The organism is Porcibacter vitabionis (assembly GCF_046263795.1).
Lineage (GTDB): Bacteria > Bacillota > Clostridia > Lachnospirales > Lachnospiraceae > Lachnocurva.
In genome coordinates this window covers 321,826-341,177 of sequence record NZ_JBJYZD010000002.1, presented here as the reverse complement: position 1 = coordinate 341,177, position 19,352 = coordinate 321,826, and the positions used below count along the sequence as shown (strand labels likewise).

The 19,352-nt window shown below is 48.1% G+C and carries 17 protein-coding genes; 15 read left to right on the top strand and 2 right to left on the bottom strand.

Going from position 1 to position 19,352, the window contains the following annotated elements; translation table 11 throughout:
* Positions 1 to 114: 114 nt before the first annotated feature.
* Complete coding sequence (locus ACKX2L_RS03185) at positions 115 to 4,335, top strand: right-handed parallel beta-helix repeat-containing protein (RefSeq protein ID WP_497552592.1); 4,221 nt, start codon at positions 115 to 117, stop codon at positions 4,333 to 4,335.
* A gap of 152 nt (positions 4,336 to 4,487) precedes the next feature.
* Here the strand turns inward: ACKX2L_RS03185 and rbr are convergent, their stop codons facing one another.
* Positions 4,488 to 5,030, bottom strand: a complete 543-nt coding sequence (rbr, locus tag ACKX2L_RS03180; RefSeq protein ID WP_497550173.1) for a rubrerythrin — start codon at positions 5,028 to 5,030, stop codon at positions 4,488 to 4,490.
* 95 nt (positions 5,031 to 5,125) lie between these two features.
* On the bottom strand, positions 5,126 to 5,503 hold the full coding sequence (locus ACKX2L_RS03175; RefSeq protein ID WP_497552591.1) for a desulfoferrodoxin family protein: 378 nt from the start codon (positions 5,501 to 5,503) through the stop codon (positions 5,126 to 5,128).
* Between the two features lie 307 nt (positions 5,504 to 5,810).
* Here ACKX2L_RS03175 and ACKX2L_RS03170 point away from each other — a divergent pair, with 307 nt between their 5' ends.
* The 14 genes from ACKX2L_RS03170 (at position 5,811) to crcB (ending at position 19,275) form a co-directional block, all read left to right on the top strand.
* Positions 5,811 to 6,932: a 5-methyltetrahydropteroyltriglutamate--homocysteine S-methyltransferase gene (locus ACKX2L_RS03170; protein WP_497552590.1), complete on the top strand. Its 1,122-nt coding sequence runs from the start codon at positions 5,811 to 5,813 to the stop codon at positions 6,930 to 6,932.
* A 197-nt stretch (positions 6,933 to 7,129) separates the two neighbouring features.
* The gene (gene acpP / locus ACKX2L_RS03165) at positions 7,130 to 7,366 is read left to right on the top strand and encodes an acyl carrier protein (RefSeq protein WP_497549952.1); all 237 of its coding nucleotides are present in this window, start codon (positions 7,130 to 7,132) and stop codon (positions 7,364 to 7,366) included.
* 109 nt (positions 7,367 to 7,475) lie between these two features.
* Entirely contained in the window at positions 7,476 to 8,030 is a 555-nt protein-coding gene (locus tag ACKX2L_RS03160) for an acetyl-CoA carboxylase biotin carboxyl carrier protein (protein WP_497552589.1), read from the top strand.
* A gap of 1 nt (position 8,031) precedes the next feature.
* Positions 8,032 to 9,408 carry an acetyl-CoA carboxylase biotin carboxylase subunit gene (gene accC, locus ACKX2L_RS03155; protein ID WP_497552588.1) on the top strand — a complete coding sequence of 459 codons (1,377 nt, stop codon included), beginning with the start codon at positions 8,032 to 8,034 and terminating at the stop codon, positions 9,406 to 9,408.
* Between the two features lie 142 nt (positions 9,409 to 9,550).
* Positions 9,551 to 11,299 (top strand): acetyl-CoA carboxylase carboxyltransferase subunit alpha, encoded by a 1,749-nt coding sequence (locus ACKX2L_RS03150; RefSeq protein WP_497549955.1) that lies wholly within the window; start codon positions 9,551 to 9,553, stop codon positions 11,297 to 11,299.
* On the top strand, positions 11,296 to 12,342 hold the full coding sequence (locus ACKX2L_RS03145; protein WP_497549956.1) for a beta-ketoacyl-ACP synthase III: 1,047 nt from the start codon (positions 11,296 to 11,298) through the stop codon (positions 12,340 to 12,342). Before ACKX2L_RS03150 ends, ACKX2L_RS03145 begins: the two co-directional genes overlap by 4 nt.
* A gap of 42 nt (positions 12,343 to 12,384) precedes the next feature.
* On the top strand, positions 12,385 to 13,332 hold the full coding sequence (locus tag ACKX2L_RS03140; RefSeq protein ID WP_497549957.1) for a nitronate monooxygenase: 948 nt from the start codon (positions 12,385 to 12,387) through the stop codon (positions 13,330 to 13,332).
* Between the two features lie 83 nt (positions 13,333 to 13,415).
* On the top strand, positions 13,416 to 14,393 hold the full coding sequence (locus tag ACKX2L_RS03135; protein WP_497549958.1) for an ACP S-malonyltransferase: 978 nt from the start codon (positions 13,416 to 13,418) through the stop codon (positions 14,391 to 14,393).
* 88 nt (positions 14,394 to 14,481) lie between these two features.
* Positions 14,482 to 15,225: a 3-oxoacyl-[acyl-carrier-protein] reductase gene (gene fabG / locus ACKX2L_RS03130; RefSeq protein ID WP_497549959.1), complete on the top strand. Its 744-nt coding sequence runs from the start codon at positions 14,482 to 14,484 to the stop codon at positions 15,223 to 15,225.
* 37 nt (positions 15,226 to 15,262) lie between these two features.
* Positions 15,263 to 16,507, top strand: a complete 1,245-nt coding sequence (gene fabF, locus ACKX2L_RS03125; RefSeq protein WP_497550174.1) for a beta-ketoacyl-ACP synthase II — start codon at positions 15,263 to 15,265, stop codon at positions 16,505 to 16,507.
* A gap of 14 nt (positions 16,508 to 16,521) precedes the next feature.
* Positions 16,522 to 16,968 (top strand): 3-hydroxyacyl-ACP dehydratase FabZ, encoded by a 447-nt coding sequence (gene fabZ, locus ACKX2L_RS03120; RefSeq protein WP_497549960.1) that lies wholly within the window; start codon positions 16,522 to 16,524, stop codon positions 16,966 to 16,968.
* Positions 16,969 to 17,303: 335 nt separating this feature from the next.
* The gene (locus ACKX2L_RS03115) at positions 17,304 to 17,831 is read left to right on the top strand and encodes a MarR family winged helix-turn-helix transcriptional regulator (protein WP_497549961.1); all 528 of its coding nucleotides are present in this window, start codon (positions 17,304 to 17,306) and stop codon (positions 17,829 to 17,831) included.
* 86 nt (positions 17,832 to 17,917) lie between these two features.
* Positions 17,918 to 18,541, top strand: a complete 624-nt coding sequence (locus tag ACKX2L_RS03110; RefSeq protein ID WP_497549962.1) for an alpha/beta hydrolase — start codon at positions 17,918 to 17,920, stop codon at positions 18,539 to 18,541.
* 371 nt (positions 18,542 to 18,912) lie between these two features.
* On the top strand, positions 18,913 to 19,275 hold the full coding sequence (gene crcB, locus ACKX2L_RS03105) for a fluoride efflux transporter CrcB (RefSeq protein WP_497549963.1): 363 nt from the start codon (positions 18,913 to 18,915) through the stop codon (positions 19,273 to 19,275).
* The last annotated feature ends 77 nt before the right edge of the window (positions 19,276 to 19,352 follow it).

The window sequence follows — 19,352 nt, the reverse complement described above, 5'->3', positions numbered from 1 at the left end:
CTAAACACATGTATTTTCGGTCAATCTGGGTAAGGGGATACACTCCCGGACTTGGGACAAGACGAGGAAGCTTTCGCATATGCCGTTTCATTTAGAAAAGGGGGAAGAAAGAGAATGAATCAAAGTTGGTTCCGAAGGTATCCGTCGCTTAAGAAGGCTTCGGCAGTCCTGCTGGCAGCCATGCTTACAGCAGGAACCGTGCCGGCGGTTATGCCACCAGGGATGCAGATGTTCACTGCGAGCACGGTTAAGGCAGAGGACAATGCCTACAAGAAGACCGCAGTGGATCTGTCACAGGGCCTGAAACAGGGAGTGACATACGGGGATGATGAGATCGCATCGATTAGCGTCCTGGAAGATATGTCTGTAAAACAGGGCAAACAGCCTATCGACGGCGTATCTTATGACAACTATATACAGTGTAAAAATAACGCCAAGCCAAATAACGGTGCAATTCCAACAAGTGGCTCTGCTTTTAAAATTAAGGCGAATGCGGACAGTACGATTTATTTTGCCATAGGAACGGCAGCGAATAAAAAATGGCATTTTGTCGAGGAAGATACGAAAAAAGACTTTAATTCGGATGGAAGCCTTCTGACAGAAGACCACTATTCTTTCCGGCTGACAGCTCAAAAGACCTATTATTTCTATCTCGATGGAAGTAAGCCGAAAGTTTATGGGATCAGCCTGACCAAGGGTAGTCCCTCCATTAACTGGGACAAAGTGGCTGCCCCGAAATTGGAAAGCCCTACTGTAAATGGAGACAAAGTAACAATAAACTATACCGCTTCGATCGGTGATCAGGGAGCAGAGAAGCTGGATGTCAATGTTTCTCTGGATGGAAAGATCATTGATACGCTTACAACGAAGGCAAATGGAGAGTCCGGATCCATAAGCTATCAGCCATTAAGATCAGGCGACTATACCTTCGAGCCGGTTCTGAAAAGAGAAAAAATGGAAGATAAGCGGGGAGAGAGTGTCACCTTGAAGGGTTTTGTTCTCCCTCTTTCCAAGCCTTCCATTACAGCAGTTACGGACAAGGGCGGCGGCAAGGTTGAAGTGACTTTTGACAGCGTAAAAGAAGCTGAGAGATACCTTGTTTCTTATTCTACGGATGGAAAGACTTATACAGAGGGCCAGAGTTCCAAGGGAAACTCTGTCGTATTGACTGTGCCGCAAACTGGCAAGGACTATTATTTCCAGGTAACTGCGGAAAGAGGAAATGATCAATCGGTATCGGATCCGATGAGACATCAGGTTAACGATCAGTGGAAGGCTACCTGGTTATACTCCGCATTTGGTCAGGGAGTCTCCGGCTCATCCAAGGATTGTGGTTATCAGAAGATTAGCGATGATTCTGCTCGTGTCTACGACATCAATGGAAAGGGAAAACTGGTTCCTGCCTCGACGGATGGTCTTTCTTTCTACTATACCAAAGTACCGTCAGACCAGAACTTTACGCTGTCTGCGGATGTGAACGTCAACACCTGGAAGTACTCCAACGGTCAGGAAGGTTTTGGCCTCATGGCTTCGGATGATATTGGGGAAAATGGCGATGCCTCGGTTTTCTGGAACAATTCCTATATGGCCAGCGTTACCAAAGTCCTTTACAACTATGATAAGGACAAGGAAAGTGCGACAGATAATACCGCATTTCCTCAATACACCATGAAGCTTGGCGTAGGATCCCAGGAGAAGTCCGGTGTCACGAAGGAAAATCTGGCAGCTTTGAATAATAACGATACGACGGTCGTGAACAGAGATTTTACCAGTAAGATGTCTACGCTTGAGACTGCGGCCGGACAGAGCGGTCAGCCTGCAGGGACCTATAATATCGTCGGAAATCGTGATACTTCCTCTGCCGGAGCCGGACCGGATCTGGCACAGTACACAAGTTTCAAACTGCAGATCCAGAAGAATAACACGGGTTACTTTGTCTCCTATACAGACCCGTCCGGGAAGACTAAGACCCAGAAGTATTATGATACAAAGGCTCTGGAAAAGCTGGATCCCGACTATGTCTATGCCGGTATTTTCGCTTCCAGAAATTGCGATGTAACGGCGAAGAATATTTCTCTTACAACACGTGATCCGAAAGAGGATGCTCCTGCTGAGAAAATCGAGATGAAGAAGATCACCCCTTCTTTCAATATTGTTTCCCCTGCTTCTTCGAATGGTTCGGATTATACCCTTCGCCTGCTCAGTAATTATGACGGTAAGGTGACGGTGAAGAATTCTTCTGGTGAGGCAGTAGCTTTTGGAGAGGTTCATAAAGGCGAGGTTTCTCGTTTTCCTGTCAAAGTGGAAGCGGGCAAGAATACTTTCACGGCGGTAAGCCAGCCGAATGAAGGCTATCAGCCGGACAAATTCTCGGTCCTTTCGAATTACAAGGAGAACACGGCGAAGATTTCTGTTTCATATTACAAATACGACGGAGATCTGATCTATGTCGGTCCTGACGGAAAGGGAAGGGGTACGAAGAAGAGTCCGGCAAGCATCTATGATGCTGTGAAATATGCAGCACCCGGTCAAACGATCGTTCTGCTTCCGGGCCATTATGATTTAAAGAGTGGCCTTATGATCCCTCTCGGAACGAACGGCACGAAGGATCAGCCGATCAAAATGATCGCAGATCCTTCTAAAGAATCCAGACCGGTCTTGGATTTCTCTCAGGCAAAGGATACGATTGGCCTGGAGATCGCGGGTGATTACTGGTATCTGTCCGGCTTTGATGTCACAAATGCCCCGAACGGTAAGGATGGCATCCATGTCAGCGGATCCTTTAATACCTTAGACCGGATTCATGCATATCATAATGGAAATACCGGTATCCAGATTTCCAGAATCGGCGACCAGCAGGCAAAAGAAGAGTGGCCGGCCCATAATCTGATCCTGAATTGCACATCTTATGCAAATGCGGATGCAGGATATGAGGATGCCGATGGTTTTGCAGCAAAGCTTACCATTGGAGAGGGAAATATTTTTGACGGCTGTATTGCTTATAACAATGCAGATGACGGATGGGATCTCTTTGCAAAGCCGGAGACCGGTTCCATCGGTTCTGTTACGATCAAAAACTGCCTTGCATATGGAAATGGTTATGGCCTAGACGGCACAGACGAAGGAAACGGCAACGGCTTCAAGATGGGTGGATCCAGCTTGAGCGGTCACCACAGATTGGTAAACTCTGTTGCTTTTAATAACAAGGCCAAGGGAATCGATTCGAACAGCTGCCCGGATATAGAGATCGAGAACAGCATATCTTTCAATAACGGCGGCTCAAATGTTGCACTCTATACAACGGATGCGAAAAACACGGACTTCTCTGCCAGGGGAATTATTTCTTATCGCAAGGGAACAGACATTGCAGAGACCATCAAGCCCAAGGGAAGTCAGGATATTAAGAAGATCTATCAGGCATCCAACTTCTTCTGGAAGGATGCAAAAGCCGCTCACGATGCTTCGAAAGAGGTAAGTGACGCATGGTTCAAGTCGGATGCGACCGGCTTTGATTTGACAAAGCATACGTTTTCTAAGACTCCTGTCAGCCGGAATGCAGATGGGACGATCCGTATGAACGGTCTTCTGGAACTTACCGATCTTGCAATCAAGACCATCGGTAAGGAGAACGCCTGCCTGGTTGGAGGTTTGCCATCCAAGGATCTGGCTCTGACGGGAGTTGAAACGAAGGGACTTAAGACCGACTTCACCAAGCCCGCTCCGGAGGAGCCGTCTAAGACAAAAGTGGAAATGTTGACCATTCCGATGGTAAACGAATCGAATGAAAAATTGTCCGGCCTCAAAGGAATACAGCTATCTTCGGATACGATAGTGAAAAATCAAAAGGGCGAAGAAGTAGCTCTTTCGGATGTGAAAGCCATTGCTGTCACTTCCGGCGATATCTATGAAAAAGCTTCAGAACGCATAAAGAAGGCTCTGAAAGAGAAAGGTATCAAGATTCCTTCGAATGGAAGTCTCAGCGTGGTTGAAGTATATCTGACAGATCAAGACAAGGAAAAACTTTCCGTGAATGGACAAATCGAAGTCACATTGGATTTCCCGAAAGGGACATCCGAAAAGGGTTATACTTTCCTGGTTTATCATCTGAAAGACGATGGAAGCTTAGAAACGCTGAAACCGGAAGTGACGAAGGAAGGTCTTACCGTAAAGACGACATCCCTGTCGCCGTTTGCTATTTTAGCAAGCCCGGTAACCGGGAAAGGAACAAAGACTTCGCCCAAGACTGGGGAAGGAAAAGCTGCCGGCATGCCAATAGCACTTGTTATTATTGGATTTGCCGCAATGATGATTTCTGAAAAGAAGAGAAGAGCATAAAATTTGCCGCAATGATGCTTTCCAATTCTAAAAAGAAGAGAAGAGCATAAAATTTGCCGGGGTCATTAAAGGACCCCGGCTTTTTTATATAGGAATGATTGTTTATGTCTTATTCAGACTTTTGACACCTGTTTGTGCTTATGTGTGGACTCTTAATAATTCTTTGCCTGCAATTCGAAGAAGCTCTGCGGATGCTTGCATACCGGGCATACTTCCGGAGCTTTGGTGCCGATTACGATATGACCGCAGTTCCGGCATTCCCAGATCTTAACTTCACTCTTTTCAAAGACTTCCTTTGTCTTGACATTATGAAGCAGGGCACGATAGCGTTCCTCATGTGTTTTCTCGATTTCAGCTACCAAACGGAATTTTGCAGCAAGCTCATGGAAACCTTCCGCATCTGCAGTTTCAGCAAATCCTTTATACATGTCGGTCCACTCATAATTCTCGCCCTCTGCAGCGGCCTCCAGATTTTCTTCCGTATCGCCGATGCCTTCCAGCTCCTTGAACCATAACTTGGCATGCTCTTTTTCATTATCAGCTGTATGAAGGAAGAGGGCAGCAATCTGCTCATAACCTTCTTTTTTCGCCTTGGAAGCAAAATAAGTATATTTGTTTCTTGCCTGAGATTCCCCTGCGAATGCGGCCTCCAGGTTCTTTTCGGTCTGTGTACCGGCGTATTTATTTGCCATGATTTTTCCCTCCTCAACATATATTGTCAATTGTCCTTGTCCGAAAACTTCGTATTCCCGATCTCCGGAGCAGATAGATCAGCATAGCTGAAAACTGGTCAGATCTCTGCCTTCCAGAGACCATGGAGATTGCAGTAAGCGTATGCATTGATAGCCTTTTCGCCGGCTGCCAGTTCAAAATGTGCTTCCGGTGCATCACCGGGCTTCAGGTCCTTCTTCTGGAATCCGTTCTCTGTTTCCAGAACAATGAACTCGATGTAATGCTCAGGAAGCATAGGATGAGCTACAGATCCAACTTTAACCGTTACAGAACTGCCAGCGACAGAAACAACCGGTACGTGTTTTTCCTGGGCTGCATCCGTGGTGTTCGGAACAAGTTCCGTCATCGGCTTGCCACAGCAGATCGGTGTACAGGCTGTCTTTTCTGTAAGGAATGTTACAAAATTGCCACATGACTCACAACGATAAAATAACATGACTCTTACCTCCTTTTTTCTTATCCACCGAGAACCTTCACTTTGATTCTTAAATGAGAACCGGTGAAATTTCAGATTCCAATACAATTATATTTTAGTTATCAGAAAGCGTCAATCCTATACCGGTAAACAAATCTGTTCATATGCAATGTTTTCGATAAATATAGATAAAGCCTATAGCAGGCGATAAATTACAGATATTTTACATAACGAAAGCATTGGCCTAAATTTATCAAGTAACCGGCGAGGCAATAGCCGCAGCCGGCTCGACCAATAAGGATCAAACAGAATCAAAAGGAGAAGATATATGAGCAATTTACAGACACCATTTCGCTATGACTATGTAGGCAGTTTCCTCCGCCCGGAGAAACTGAAGACCAAAAGAAAACAATTTGAATCCGGAAAGATCAGTCAGGAAGAGCTGAAAAAAGCGGAAGATGAGGCAATACTGGACCTTGTGTCAAAGCAGAAGGCTCTGGGCTATCATGTCATCACGGATGGGGAATTCCGGAGGGCGACATGGCACTTGGACTTCATGTGGGGATTTGAAGGGGTCAGCCACCAGAAGACCAAAACGGGTCTGCCTTTCCAGGGCGAGCAGGCCATGATCGACGATACTTTCTTAACGGGCAAGATTTCTTTGCAAAAGGAACATCCCTTCGTCGAACATTTTCGTTTTGTGAAGGCGCTGGAAGATGAACATACGGTCGCAAAGCAGACCATTCCGGCACCTGCTCAGTTCCTGGCCCAGCTCATTATGCCTTTTGCCAGGGAGAATACGGAGAAGTATTATGATTCCGACCGGGAATTGATCGAAGACCTGGTAGCCGGCTACCGCACGGTCATCCGCCAGCTCTATGATGCAGGGTGTCGGAATATTCAGTTTGATGATTGTACATGGGGTATGCTGGTCAGCCCTGCTGCGAAATCTTTCTTCCTGACGGACGAAAAAGGCCTGGAGGAGATCAAGGAGCAGTATCTCTTGATCAATAATCTTGCCATCGAGGGGAAGCCGGACGATTTGGTCATCAATACCCACATTTGCCGAGGCAATTACCATTCTACTTTTGCAAGCAGCGGCGCTTATGATGATGTAGCTTCTTTCCTTTTTGCCAGGGAAAATGTGAATGCTTTCTATCTGGAATATGATGATGAGCGCTCCGGCGGATTCGCACCGCTTTCGAAGGTGACCGGTGACAAAAAGGTCGTACTCGGTCTCATCACAACGAAATCTCCGAAACTGGAGGACAAGGACCAGGTGATCGCCCGGATCCGCGAAGCAGAGAAATATATACCGCTCGATCGTCTCTATCTCAGCCCTCAATGCGGGTTTGCGTCATGTGAGATCGGAAATAAGCTGACCGAGGAGGAACAGTGGGCGAAGTTGAAACTGGTCAGGGAGATCGCCGAAGAAGTATGGGGAGAGTAATGTCAGAAGTATAAAGTCTGGTCCCGGCAGAGGAAGAAACTCTGCCGGTTTTTTTTATCTCTATGAGACAGCTAAAAATATTTATATAAAATAATTGAAATATATTGACAAGGGATTTCAATAGAAGTATAGTAAGCATCGAGTTATATAAATATATTTAACTAAATAACTGGAGATAAAAGAAGAGGAGAATTCACATGGATACATTTGAAAAGCTGAAAGAGATCATTGTTGACACCTTGAGCTATGACGGAGATGAGATCAAGCCGGAATCCGACTTCTTTCAGGATCTGAAAGCAGATTCTCTGGATGTCGTGGAGCTTATGATGGCAGTGGAAGAGAATTTTGGAATCAAGGTTCCTGATGATGAAGTTCAGAAGCTCCATACTGTTCAGAGTGTTGTTGATTATATCGATGCCCATAAGGCCAACTGAAGATTTCATTGTTTTCAAGGTTTTAAACGTTTTTAAGGTTTTCAAGGTTTTTAACGTTTTCAATTTTTAACGATTTCAATAAGGACAAGAAAAGATTTTGGAGGTTTTCATGTATCCTATCGAAGATTTGCAGAAATTAATGGAAAGCTTTGCAAAATCGGGTCTGACTTACTTTCGCTATAAACATGCAGATGGAGTGCTGGAACTTAAGAATGAGCCGGTCATCTTCTCACAGGAGACGCACGGCGAGCCCCGGATTTCCGGGAAACCCTCCACAGATTGCCCCTCCGGCTTTCCATCTGCCACTATTTTCTCCGGCGGTCAGGAAACTGCAGTTTTTTCCGTCGATCCGGAATCTGCCACAGAAGGCAGTGTAAATGCCACAGATCATGAGACAGATCAAAGCGCAGGCAGTGATCATAAGCTTGTAGAAGTGAAAGCTCCTTTGGCCGGTGTCTTCTATCGGGCTTCCAAACCCGGAGCAAAGCCCTTTGTCGAAGAAGGGCAGGAAGTGAAGAAGGGCGATATTGTCGGCCTTGTCGAAGCTATGAAGATGATGAATGAGATCCCGGCGCCTTGCGACGGCATCGTTCATGAGATCCAGGCCGAAGACGCTAAGTATGCGGAATATGATGCGGTTCTTATGACTCTTGAGGAGCTTTAGTATGTTCAAGAAAGTGCTGATCGCCAATCGCGGCGAAATCGCTATGCGAATTTTAAGATGCTGCCAGGAAATGGGGATCGAAACTGTGGTTGCCTGTTCAACGGAGGACCGGAAGTCTCTACCGGTTCAGTTTTCAACTGAATCCGTCTGCATCGGTCCTGCTCCGGCAGCACAGAGTTATCTCAATCAGGAAGCCCTGATTGAAGCCGCAAAAGCATATCATTGTGAGGCCATCCATCCGGGCTACGGATTCCTATCCGAAAATTATGACTTCGCGAAAAAATGTGAAGAGAACGGCCTGATCTTCATCGGTCCTTCTGCCCAAATGATCCGAGAGATGGGGGACAAACAGAGTGCCCGGGCCATGATGAAAAAGCACGGTGTTCCGGTGGTTCCCGGCTCCGACGGCATCTTAAAAAACTGGCAGGAAGCGGCCGAAGTCGCAAAGAAGGTTGGCTATCCGGTCCTCTTAAAGGCTACTTCCGGTGGCGGCGGCCGTGGCATGCGGACCGCTTTTGATGAGACGGAAATACAGACCGCCTATGAGAGTGCAGAGGCAGAAGCACAGGCGGCTTTCGGTGATGGTTCTCTCTATCTCGAGAAATTGATCCAGCATCCCCACCATATCGAAGTACAGATCCTCGGTGACAATCAGGGCAATATCATCCATCTCGGCGAGAGAGACTGTTCCATGCAGCGGAGAAATCAGAAGCTTTTGGAGGAGTCCCCGGCACGGATTCTTTCGGATAAACAGAGAGATGCCATTCATCGGGCTGCCATAAAAGCCGCAAAAGCCGTTCATTATGTCAGTGCAGGGACCGTCGAGTTCGTCTTGGACCGCGATATGCATTTCTATTTCATTGAAATGAATACACGGATCCAGGTGGAACATCCCGTGACAGAAGCAGTTACAGGCGTGGATCTGATCCGGGAGCAGATCCGGATCGCTGCAGGACTGCCGCTTTCCTATAAGCAAAGTGACATCCATCTGAACGGACATGCCATTGAATGCCGGATCAATGCAGAAGATCCGGCGAAACATTTCGCCCCCTGTCCCGGTCAAATCCCCTTCTTGCATTTCCCGGGCGGCAAGGGTGTCCGGGTCGAAAGCGCTCTCTATTCCGGCTGCAAAGTCAGTCCCTATTACGATTCTATGATTGCAAAAGTGATCGTTCATGCACCCGGCCGCCTGGAGGCGATTCGAAAGATGCGGGTGGCCCTGGAGGAAATGACGGTCGACGGCATCGAAACCAATATCAACTTTCTCTATCTCATTTTATTTCATAATGATTTCCTGGTTGGAAATGTAGACACCGCTTTCCTGGAGAAGAACACCGATGCCATTATCCGCTGGGGAGAAGAGAGTAAGAAGGCTTAGGACCTTAAAAATTACGATTTCTTCGCCGGTTGGGAGAAGATGGTAAGAAGGCTTAGGCCCTTAAAAATTACGATTTCTTCGCCGCTTGGGAGAAGATGCTAATAAGGCCTCGGTCTATATTTATCAGTTAAGGAAAAAGGATATGGTAATGACTACGGTCGTCTTAGATTTGAATAATAACCCCAAAAATTTCACAGACAAGAGAGAAACACTTCTCGGCTACCGGAGGATGCGCCTGAAGAGGACGGCCCATCATTCGATTGGGAGCCATCTCCTGGCTATCTTCGACAATGGGAGGTTCACAGAGGAATTTGCCACGGATCTTCAGTCCGGGGATCCTCTGCATTTTCCCGGATATGAAGAGAAACTTTCTGAAAACAGGAAGACTGCCGACCGGCCATCCGCCTGCGTTTCCGGTATTGGCACGATCCATGGGATCCCTGCTGTAGGTGCGGAACTCAGCTGCTTTTTTCTGATGGGCAGTATGGGGTCTGTTGAGGGTGAGAAATTGACCCTTGCCATCGAAGAAGCGGACCGAAGAAAACTTCCGCTGATCATTTTCTCCGCCAGCGGCGGAGCCAGAATGCAGGAAGGAATGTTTTCCCTCATGCAGATGGCAAAAACCAGTGCTGCAGTACAGAAACTCCGCGACCATGGAGGCCTTTATATCTCTGTTCTGACGCATCCGACCACAGGAGGCGTCAGCGCAAGTTTCGCAAGCCTTGGTGATCTCATCCTGGCGGAGCCCGGCGCCCTGATCGGTTTTGCCGGACCCCGGGTCATTGAACAGACCATCGGGGAAAAACTGCCGAAGGGCTTTCAGCGGGCAGAGTTTCAGCTGGAGCATGGCTTTGTGGACAGGATCGTTCCGAGGAAGGATGAGAGAGAAGTCATTACTCAGATCCTCAAAATGCATGGCTATGCTTCCAAAGAAATGCAGACCAATTCCAAAGAGAAACAGACCAATTCCAACGAGCAGCAGACTAATTCTAAAGAGACCAATTCCAAAGAGAAAGAAATCAGTTCTAATAAAATGCAGACCGGATCTGCCAATTCTTCCTTCCTTCCAATCCATCCGGCCGGCACATGTCCCACATTATCGGTTTACGATCGCATTGCCATCGTAAGAGACAAATCCAGGCCTAAGATCACAGACTATATTGACGGGATCTTTGATGATTTTATGGAACTCTCCGGAGACCGGTTAGGAAAAGAAGACCCGGCCATTTTAGGCGGTATCGCCCTTCTGGAAGGAAGAGCGGTCACGGTGATCGGACATCGGAAGGGGAAGGATCTGAAGGATAATCTGACCTGTAATTTCGGAATGCCGGAACCGGAAGGCTATCGGAAAGCACTTCGTCTGATGAAGGAAGCAGAACGTTTCGGGCGTCCTGTTGTGACCTTTATCGATACACCGGGTGCCTATCCCGGGAAAGAGGCAGAGGAACATGGGCAGAGCGTGGCAATTGCTGAGAATCTGGCTGCCATGAGTTCTTTAAGAGTTCCTGTCATTTCTATCGTCACCGGGGAAGGAAATAGCGGCGGAGCACTGGCCATCGGCGTCGGGGATGAGATCTGGATGCTGGAAAATGCAGTCTATTCCGTCCTGTCCCCCGAGGGCTTTGCCAGCATTCTCTGGAAGGATGCTTCGAAAGCCGCGGAAGCGAGCGAAGTCATGAAGATGACGGCAGAGGATCTTCTAAAACAAGGGATTGCAGACCGAATCCTTCCGGAACCGGCCGGGGGTGCACAAAAAGACTTACCTCAAATGTGTCGGACAATGAAGACCGCTTTGATAGACAAATTGAACGAATTAACAAGCATGTCAACGGAAGATCTGCTGGAAAAGCGCTATCAGAAGTACAGAGATATCGGAAGGATCAATCAATGAAGGGAATAGAAATCATCGGTCTCGGCAAAGCCCTGCCGAAGCTTCGGGTGAAAAATGACGACCTGAAACAATATATTGATACATCAGACGAATGGATCAAAAGCAGGACCGGCATTGAAGCCCGCTTTTTTTGTAAGGATCAGGAGAGCCTGACAGATCTCGGGGTTCTGGCTGCAAGGAGAGCCATAAAAGATGCCGGGATCCATCCGGATCAAATCGGGCTTGTCATTTTTGCAACCTGTACGACCGATTATATGGTTCCCTCCATGGCCTGTGCCGTCCAGGAACTTGTCGGAATTCCGGGAGGCATTCCCGCCTTTGATATCAATGCCGCCTGTTCCGGCTTTGTCTATGGCCTTCAACTGGTCAACGCATTGATGAAGGAAGGAAATGCCTGCATGGGCCAAAAGCCCTATGCCCTTCTCATTGGAGGCGAACAGTTATCGAAGATGCTGGATTTCTCCGAGCGGTCGGTCAGTGTCCTCTTCGGCGATGGAGCAGCTGCAGCAGTGATTCATCGATCCGAGGAGAAAGCCTTCTATAGTCATACTGCTGCAAAGGGAGATCGATCTGCCTTATATGCCCATACCGTCGGGAGAAATCAGCTTCCTCCGATGAATTCGAAAGGAGACAGGCTGGTTCCTTCCAATCCTTTGCAGATTTCAAAAGAGGAATCCGACCAAATCCTCCGGGAGGGATTTCTCCAAATGGATGGGAGGAAGGTCTTCCGTTTTGCAGTAAGAGCTCTTTCGGATGAAATTCGGGAAATGGAATTACAGTCCGGGATCCTGGCAGAGGATATCGATTATATTGTCTGCCACCAGGCCAATGTGAGGATCATCGATTATGTCCGAAAAAAGATGGGCCTTCCCAAAGAAAAATTCTTCTTGAATCTTCCATCTTACGGGAATACTTCCGGCGCAAGCATTCCATTGGCACTTTCGGACATGAAAGAAGAAGGACTCTTGAAACCCGGTACGAAGATCTTCTGTGTCGGCTTTGGTGCCGGTCTGACCTGGGGCGGATGCTTCCTGGAGTTCTAAGCTTTTGTCATGGCCGGTCTACATTTAGAAAAAGGAGAACAAATGAAATTCCTGAATGAAATCCTTGGTACGAAATATCCCTTTATTCAAGGGGGCATGGCGAATATCGCGACGGGTGAGTTCGCCGCAGCATGCTCCAATGCAGGCGCTCTCGGGATCATCGGCTCCGGCGGCATGAATGTGGAACAGCTCGAGGAAAACATCCACATCTGCCGGTCTCTGACGGATCGGCCTTTCGGGGTCAACCTGATGTTAATGAATCCGGATACGGACCAAATGGCGGAACTTGTGGCAAGAGAGCATATCCCCTTTCTTACGACAGGTGCCGGGAACCCCGGGAAATACATCGACCATTGGAAGGAGAGCGGCTGCCGGATCTTTCCGGTCTCGGCCAGTGTCCTTCTGGCCAAGCGGCTGGTCGGCTCCGGCGTGGACGGTATCATCGCAGAGGGGACTGAGAGCGGTGGTCACGTCGGAGAAATGACAACCATGACGCTTCTTCCCCAGATGCGGGATGCACTTCCCGCAGAGGTTCCGGTGGTCGCTGCGGGCGGGATCGCCGATGGAAGACAATTAGCAGCGGCTTTTGCACTCGGTGCCTGCGGGGTTCAGATGGGAACCTGTCTTTTGGTCAGTAAGGAATGTCCCATCCATCCGAATTATAAGGCGGCTCTTCTCAAGGCCGGAGACAATAGCACCCTTGTTACCGGAAGAACGGTCAATTCTCCGACACGGATCCTAAAGAACAAGATGGCGCGTCAATATATCCGGAAAGAAAAGGCCGGTGCTGACCGGATGGAACTGGAGAAATTCACATTGGGATCCCTTCGGAAGGCAGTTTTTGATGGGAATATTGACGAAGGATCTCTGATGGCCGGCCAGGTCTGCGGACAGCTGAAGGAGATTCGGCCGGTGGCAGAGATCTTTGCAGGGCTTATGAAGGATGCCGAAGAAGTTGTGAAGAAATTGGAACTGCCGGAGATCTCTTGAGATGTCAGGATTGCTAAAGTGCTTAGGAATCATAAGGTTAGTGAAATTTCCGGAGGGAAAGTCTGGAGGAAAAGGAGAAAGTCATGAAGACTGCATTTTTGTACGCCGGCCAGGGCAGCCAGTATGCCGGCATGGGAAAGGATTTGTATGAGACTTTTCCGGAATTTGCCGAAGTGATCGATGAAGCGGATGCCGAAGTTGATTTCAATCTAAAGGATTTGATGTTCATTGGTCCGGAAGAAAAGTTGTCTTTGACTGCTTATACCCAGCCTGCATTGGCAGCCTTTGCTGCCGGAATGTCGGCTGTGCTTTCTGGAAGAGGGATCCGGCCGGCCTATGTCGCAGGGCTTAGTCTTGGTGAATATAGTGCCTTACATGCAGCCGGCGTCTTTTCTACCAAGGATCTGATCCGGATCACGGCTTTCCGTGGTCAGGCCATGACCAGAGCCGGACAGGGCTTAGATACCAAAATGTGCGCCATCCTCGGACTTCCGGCGGAGAAAACCGAAGAAGCTGTAAATAAGGCTTCTAAAGAGACCGGGAGCATTGTCGAGGTATCGAATTTTAATGCCAAGGGGCAGAATGTGATCTCCGGGCTTTCGGATGCCGTGACTTTTGCAGAAAAGATTGCCATGGAATATGGCGCCAGAAGATGTATGGAGCTGAAAGTAAGCTCCGCTTTCCATACTTCTCTGATGGAGCCTGCATCTTATGAACTCCATGATTATTTTAAGACCATTTCCTTCGGCCGCATGACGATTCCGGTTTTATTCAATACTCTGGGTGGCCCCTCGGATGGGGAAGGAAAGAGGATAGCGGATCCTTTCACGGATCCTTCCCTTTGCTGTAAGGCAGACGGGCAAGTGATCGGAAAGCTTCTGGAGAAGCAGGTCATGACCAGTGTCCGCATGGCTCAGACCATCGAGTGGCTGAAGGCTGCCGGAGTAGAAAGGATCATAGAAATCGGCCCCGGTCATGTTCTTTCCGGCTTTGTCAGCCGGACGGTCAAGGGGATCGAGACTGTGACATTAGATCGGGCAGAGGACCTGAAAGCTTTGTAAGAAATTTCGGGCAGTCAGGGGAATGCCAGCCTGTGACAGGATAGGGCAATGAAATCGGAAACCATTTGGTTGTTTTTGGAGGATGAAAATGGACTTAGAACATCAGACAGCTCTTGTGACGGGAGGAAGCGGCGGGATCGGCCGGGCAATTGCATGTGCTCTGGCAGGGAAAGGCAGCGATGTCGTCATTCATTATTCCGCAAACGCAGAGGCGGCAAAAGAGACGGAGCGACTTTGCCAGGCTAAAGGTGCTAAAACGCTTCTAGTCCGGGCGGATGTCTCAGACCCTAAGGACTGCGACCGGATGTTCGAAGAAGCCTTGAAACTTTCCGGAAGGATCGACATTCTCATCAATAATGCCGGAATTACAAGGGACAAGCTCCTCCTTATGATGAAGGAAGACGACTTCGATCGGGTCATTCATGTTGACCTCTACGGTCCTTTCTATTGCATGAAGAAAGCTTCGAAGGTCATGCTGAAGCAGAGATATGGCCGGATTGTCAACATCTCGAGCATCGTCGGTCTCCATGGAAATATAGGCCAATTGAATTACTCGGCCGCGAAAGCCGGCTTGATCGGTATGACGAAGTCACTGGCAAAAGAGCTTGCCGGTCGGAATATTACCGTCAATGCGATCGCACCCGGCATGATCGATACCGAGATGACAAGAGATCTTCTGGATGATGTGAAGAAAGCAATGCTTAGTCAAATTCCCATGGGCAGGGCCGGAAGGGCAGAGGAAGTTGCATCCCCGGTGGCCTTTTTGGCTTCCCGCGAGGCGTCTTACATCACAGGACAGGTCCTGGGCGTCGATGGCGGCATGGGGTGCTGAGTGGTCTTTTAGAACTTTTAGAAAAATATAGGAGAGAATCATGAGACGAAGAGTGGTGATTACGGGCCTTGGAGTTGTTTGTCCGATCGGAAATGATAAAGAAGAAGTCTGGAAGAGTGTCGAAAAAGGCAGGTGCGGTATCGGGCCAATCACTCTCTATGATCCTTCCGAACAGAAGGTCAAGCTTGCCGGGGAGGTGAAGGATCTGAACATGGAAGCTTACCTGGACAAGAGGGAGAGCCGGAGAATGGATCGCTATACGCAGTTTGCCATGGTTGCGGCGGAACAGGCCATGTCGGATTCCGGCCTTTTAGATCTGGAGGAAAAAAGAGACCGCTGGGGTGTCATCATGTCCAGCGGGATCGGCGGCATCGGGACGATCGAGAATGAGAAAGTGCGGGGCATGGAGAAGGGTTATGATCGGGTGTCTCCGTTTTTTATTCCCATGGCGATTGCCAATATGGCGGCAGGCCACATTGCTATCAAGTATGGCTTGCATGGTATGTGTACTTCCGTGCTTTCCGCCTGTGCCAGTGCTGCCAATGCCATCGGCGATTCCTTCCGGCACATTCGGGACGGCTACGGAGATATCATGATCGCGGGAGGTGCGGAAGCAGCCATTACCCAGCTTAGCATGGGAGGTTTTACTTCTCTGAAAGCTCTGACGACCGAAACGGATCCGAGCCGCGCCTCTATTCCCTTCGATGCAGAGAGAAGCGGATTTGTCATGGGAGAAGGCGCAGGCGCCCTGATCCTGGAAGAGTATGAACATGCCAGGAATCGTGGTGCGCACATCTATGCGGAAATCGTCGGCTATGGAGCCAATTGCGATGCCTACCATATTACGGCTCCTTCTCCGGAAGGGAAGGGGGCAGAGCAATGCATGCGTCTTGCCATGGAGGATGCAGGCATTGGGCCGGAAGATATTGATTATATCAATGCGCATGGTACTTCGACGAAAATGAATGACTCCTGTGAGACAGCTGCGATTCGTCGGATCTTTAAAGAGAATCCCATGCGGGTGGCCGTAAGTTCTACCAAATCCATGACCGGCCATCTCTTGGGTGCCAGTGCGGCAGTGGAAGCTGTGATCACTGTGGAAGCTGTTGAGAGGGGCTTTTTGCCTCCGACCATTCATTATCAGGTTCCGGATCCGGAATGTGACTTGAATCTGGTTCCGAATCAAGGGTATTCTGCCGAGATTCGTTATGCACTGTCGAATTCCTTTGGTTTCGGAGGACATAATGTCAGCCTGGTCTTTTGCCGGGCCGGGGATCTGTGAGAAAGAGGCAAGACATGCAATTAAATTCAGATGAGATCAAGAAAATCCTTCCGCATCGATACCCCTTTCTTTTGGTGGATCGGATCACAGCCTGTGAGCCGGGACAATATGCAGATGGCAGAAAGTGTGTGTCCGTGAATGAGATGCAGTTTTTAGGCCACTTTCCGGTTCAGGCAGTCATGCCGGGAGTTCTGGTTCTGGAAGCACTTGCTCAGACCGGAGCGGTCGCACTTTTGACAGAAGAAGAGAACAAAGGCAAACTGGTTTTCTTTGGAGGCGTGAAGCAGGCCAGATTCCGCCGTCCGATCATTCCCGGCGATGTCATAGAAATGCATTGTGAGATCATTGACCGGAGAGGGCCAATCGGCTTTGGAAAAGCGGTTGCGACCGTCGACGGTAAGACGGCTGTGACGGCAGAGCTGTCTTTTGCCATTACGGATCCGAAACAGGAAAGCCGATGAAGTTCTTCTGGCTCTGGTCCCGGCATGTCTGCCAGTGTACCTTTTAACTCTGGTCCAAACCTGCCTGCCAGTGAACCTTTTGACTCTGCCCCAGCCTGCCTTCGCCTGTTTGCACCGCGATTCTGTATGTGATAATATCTTCTTATATAAGCAATTTATGCAAGGATACAAAATGAAACCGGGCATTGCTATGAAAAACCGGGCATATGTATGTGAAACCGGGTATAGCTTTGAGAAGTCGGGGCATGCTTATGTGAAACCGGGCATGCGTATGAGAAATTGGGGCATGCCTTTGCGAAATTCGTTTCAGAACACACTAGTTTAAAGAGGGGCATATGGAATTGCAAAATGAAGACCTTGCTGGGAAGGCAAGGAAGACGAAGGATCTTTTTACAGAAGTATACACAAATTACAAGCTTCATTTTTATCGGGAAGTCTTCCGAAATTTTGATCATCGGGAAGCAACCCTTACGACCGTTGAGACCTTCTGCATGGAAGTGATCTATGCCATGAAGAATCCGACGATCAATGAATTTGCTAACTTTATTCAAATTTCTTCCCCGAATGCTGCCTATAAGGTCAACAGTTTGATTCGTAAAGGATATCTGAAGAAGATCCGCTCCAAACTGGACCGCAGGGAATATTATCTTCAGGTCACGAAAAAGTATATCGACTATTACAATGTCAGTACCTCTTATGTAGATCAGGTGATGGACCGGGTGGAAGGCAGTATGTCTGAGAAGGAAATTGAAGATTTCTACCATACGCTTACCATCATCCAGAAGGAACAGATGAAGGATGTTCCGGATTACAGCAGAGACAGAACAAGATTGATGGAGCAGCCACCCAAAGAGAAAGATTAACATTTGCCGCCCGACTTGTGATTCAGGTCATAAGTTTGGGCGACTTTTTTTCAGTTTGGACCAGCATCATAGAAAAGGGAATTCATATGGAAAAGTATGTTTATGGTGATCCGAATGCAAAACTCTGTTTGATTCAGATGGTCGATGACCATGATCTGGAAGGAATGGAGTCTGAGGTTCATGAGATTCGAAAGAGGACGGAAGCGGATTTCTGTCTTATCGCTTTAAAAGTTTCTGACTGGAATAGCGATCTATCTCCATGGCCGAGTCCCGCTGTATTCAAAAATGAGGACTTCGGGGGCAAAGCCCCGGAAACTTTGAAGGAGGTTCTAAAACTCTGCCAAGACCCTGAGAAGACCTATATCATCGGGGGCTATTCCCTCGCCGGTCTCTTTTCGCTCTGGGCAGTTTACCAGACCCATGTCTTTCAATCTGCAGCGGCAGCATCGCCCTCCGTCTGGTTTCCGGGATTCATAGACTATATGAAAAATCATAAGCCTATGACTGAGTCTGTTTATCTTAGTCTTGGAGATAAAGAAGAGAAAGCCAGGAATCCGGTAATGGCGTCGGTTGGAGTGAAAATCAAAGAAGCCTATGACTTGCTAAGTCAGGAAGGTATTCAGACCACCCTGGAATGGAATTCGGGCAATCATTTCAGAGATTCCGACATCCGAACTGCCAAGGCATTCGCCTGGGCAATCCTAACCTGACACTTGCAGTCCATTGCGGTAGAGCAGGTCATTCGTATCGTCGACAGACAGGCCCTGTCTTGTGGACAATTATCGTCATACAAATCATTTTTCAATTTTAGGATAGTGCCAGGCTCTGTCCTGTGGTAAATTATCGTAATATAGATCCATATTCATTTTTAAGATAGTGAATGTGTCTTTTCGCTATCGGATTCTTAGAAGTTCTTCTCTATCACGATAATTCGAGTGCTTTTTCGTGTCCAGACTATCTTATTTTTCAAAATCCTTCTATTTTACGATAATCGGGCTTGAAGCGCATTTCGGAAAAAGATTTTAACAAAAAGATTCTAACAAATAGATTCAAATAACAGACCTATAGGAGGATAAGCCAGATGATAAAGTGTTTGATTGTTGCAGCAGGTGGAGCAATCGGTGCAGTCAGCCGATATCTGATCGGGCTTCTGCCTATGAGCCCTGAGAATGGCTTCCCATTAAAGACTTTTTTCATCAATGTGGTTGGATGTTTTCTTATTGGGATCGTCGCAGCACTGGCGGATAAAAATGCCATGGATCCGGAACTTGTTTTATTTATCAAGGTCGGTATCTGCGGAGGCTTTACGACGTTTTCATCTTTTGCACTGGAAACAGAAGGACTTCTGGCAAAGGGTACAATGAATGTAGCTCTGGCTTATGTCCTTTTAAGTCTGATTTGTGGTGTCCTTGCTATTTTTGCAGCAGAGAAAATTGTGGTATAGTCAACGGGGCTTTTGTGCCATCCGCCTTTGCGGGTGAGATCAATGGCGGTTTTGACAATGCAAAATCCTGACTTTTC

Bases quoted from the DNA above. Each gene is read 5' to 3' on its own strand.
- ACKX2L_RS03185 (WP_497552592.1), top strand. From the start codon at position 115: ATGAATCAAAGTTGGTTCCGAAGGTATCCGTCGCTTAAGAAGGCTTCG.
- ACKX2L_RS03175 (WP_497552591.1), bottom strand. From the start codon at position 5,503: ATGTTATTTTATCGTTGTGAGTCATGTGGCAATTTTGTAACATTCCTT.
- ACKX2L_RS03170 (WP_497552590.1), top strand. From the start codon at position 5,811: ATGAGCAATTTACAGACACCATTTCGCTATGACTATGTAGGCAGTTTC.
- acpP (WP_497549952.1), top strand. From the start codon at position 7,130: ATGGATACATTTGAAAAGCTGAAAGAGATCATTGTTGACACCTTGAGC.
- ACKX2L_RS03160 (WP_497552589.1), top strand. From the start codon at position 7,476: ATGTATCCTATCGAAGATTTGCAGAAATTAATGGAAAGCTTTGCAAAA.
- accC (WP_497552588.1), top strand. From the start codon at position 8,032: ATGTTCAAGAAAGTGCTGATCGCCAATCGCGGCGAAATCGCTATGCGA.
- ACKX2L_RS03150 (WP_497549955.1), top strand. From the start codon at position 9,551: ATGGTAATGACTACGGTCGTCTTAGATTTGAATAATAACCCCAAAAAT.
- ACKX2L_RS03145 (WP_497549956.1), top strand. From the start codon at position 11,296: ATGAAGGGAATAGAAATCATCGGTCTCGGCAAAGCCCTGCCGAAGCTT.
- ACKX2L_RS03140 (WP_497549957.1), top strand. From the start codon at position 12,385: ATGAAATTCCTGAATGAAATCCTTGGTACGAAATATCCCTTTATTCAA.
- ACKX2L_RS03135 (WP_497549958.1), top strand. From the start codon at position 13,416: ATGAAGACTGCATTTTTGTACGCCGGCCAGGGCAGCCAGTATGCCGGC.
- fabG (WP_497549959.1), top strand. From the start codon at position 14,482: ATGGACTTAGAACATCAGACAGCTCTTGTGACGGGAGGAAGCGGCGGG.
- fabZ (WP_497549960.1), top strand. From the start codon at position 16,522: ATGCAATTAAATTCAGATGAGATCAAGAAAATCCTTCCGCATCGATAC.
- ACKX2L_RS03115 (WP_497549961.1), top strand. From the start codon at position 17,304: ATGGAATTGCAAAATGAAGACCTTGCTGGGAAGGCAAGGAAGACGAAG.
- ACKX2L_RS03110 (WP_497549962.1), top strand. From the start codon at position 17,918: ATGGAAAAGTATGTTTATGGTGATCCGAATGCAAAACTCTGTTTGATT.
- crcB (WP_497549963.1), top strand. From the start codon at position 18,913: ATGATAAAGTGTTTGATTGTTGCAGCAGGTGGAGCAATCGGTGCAGTC.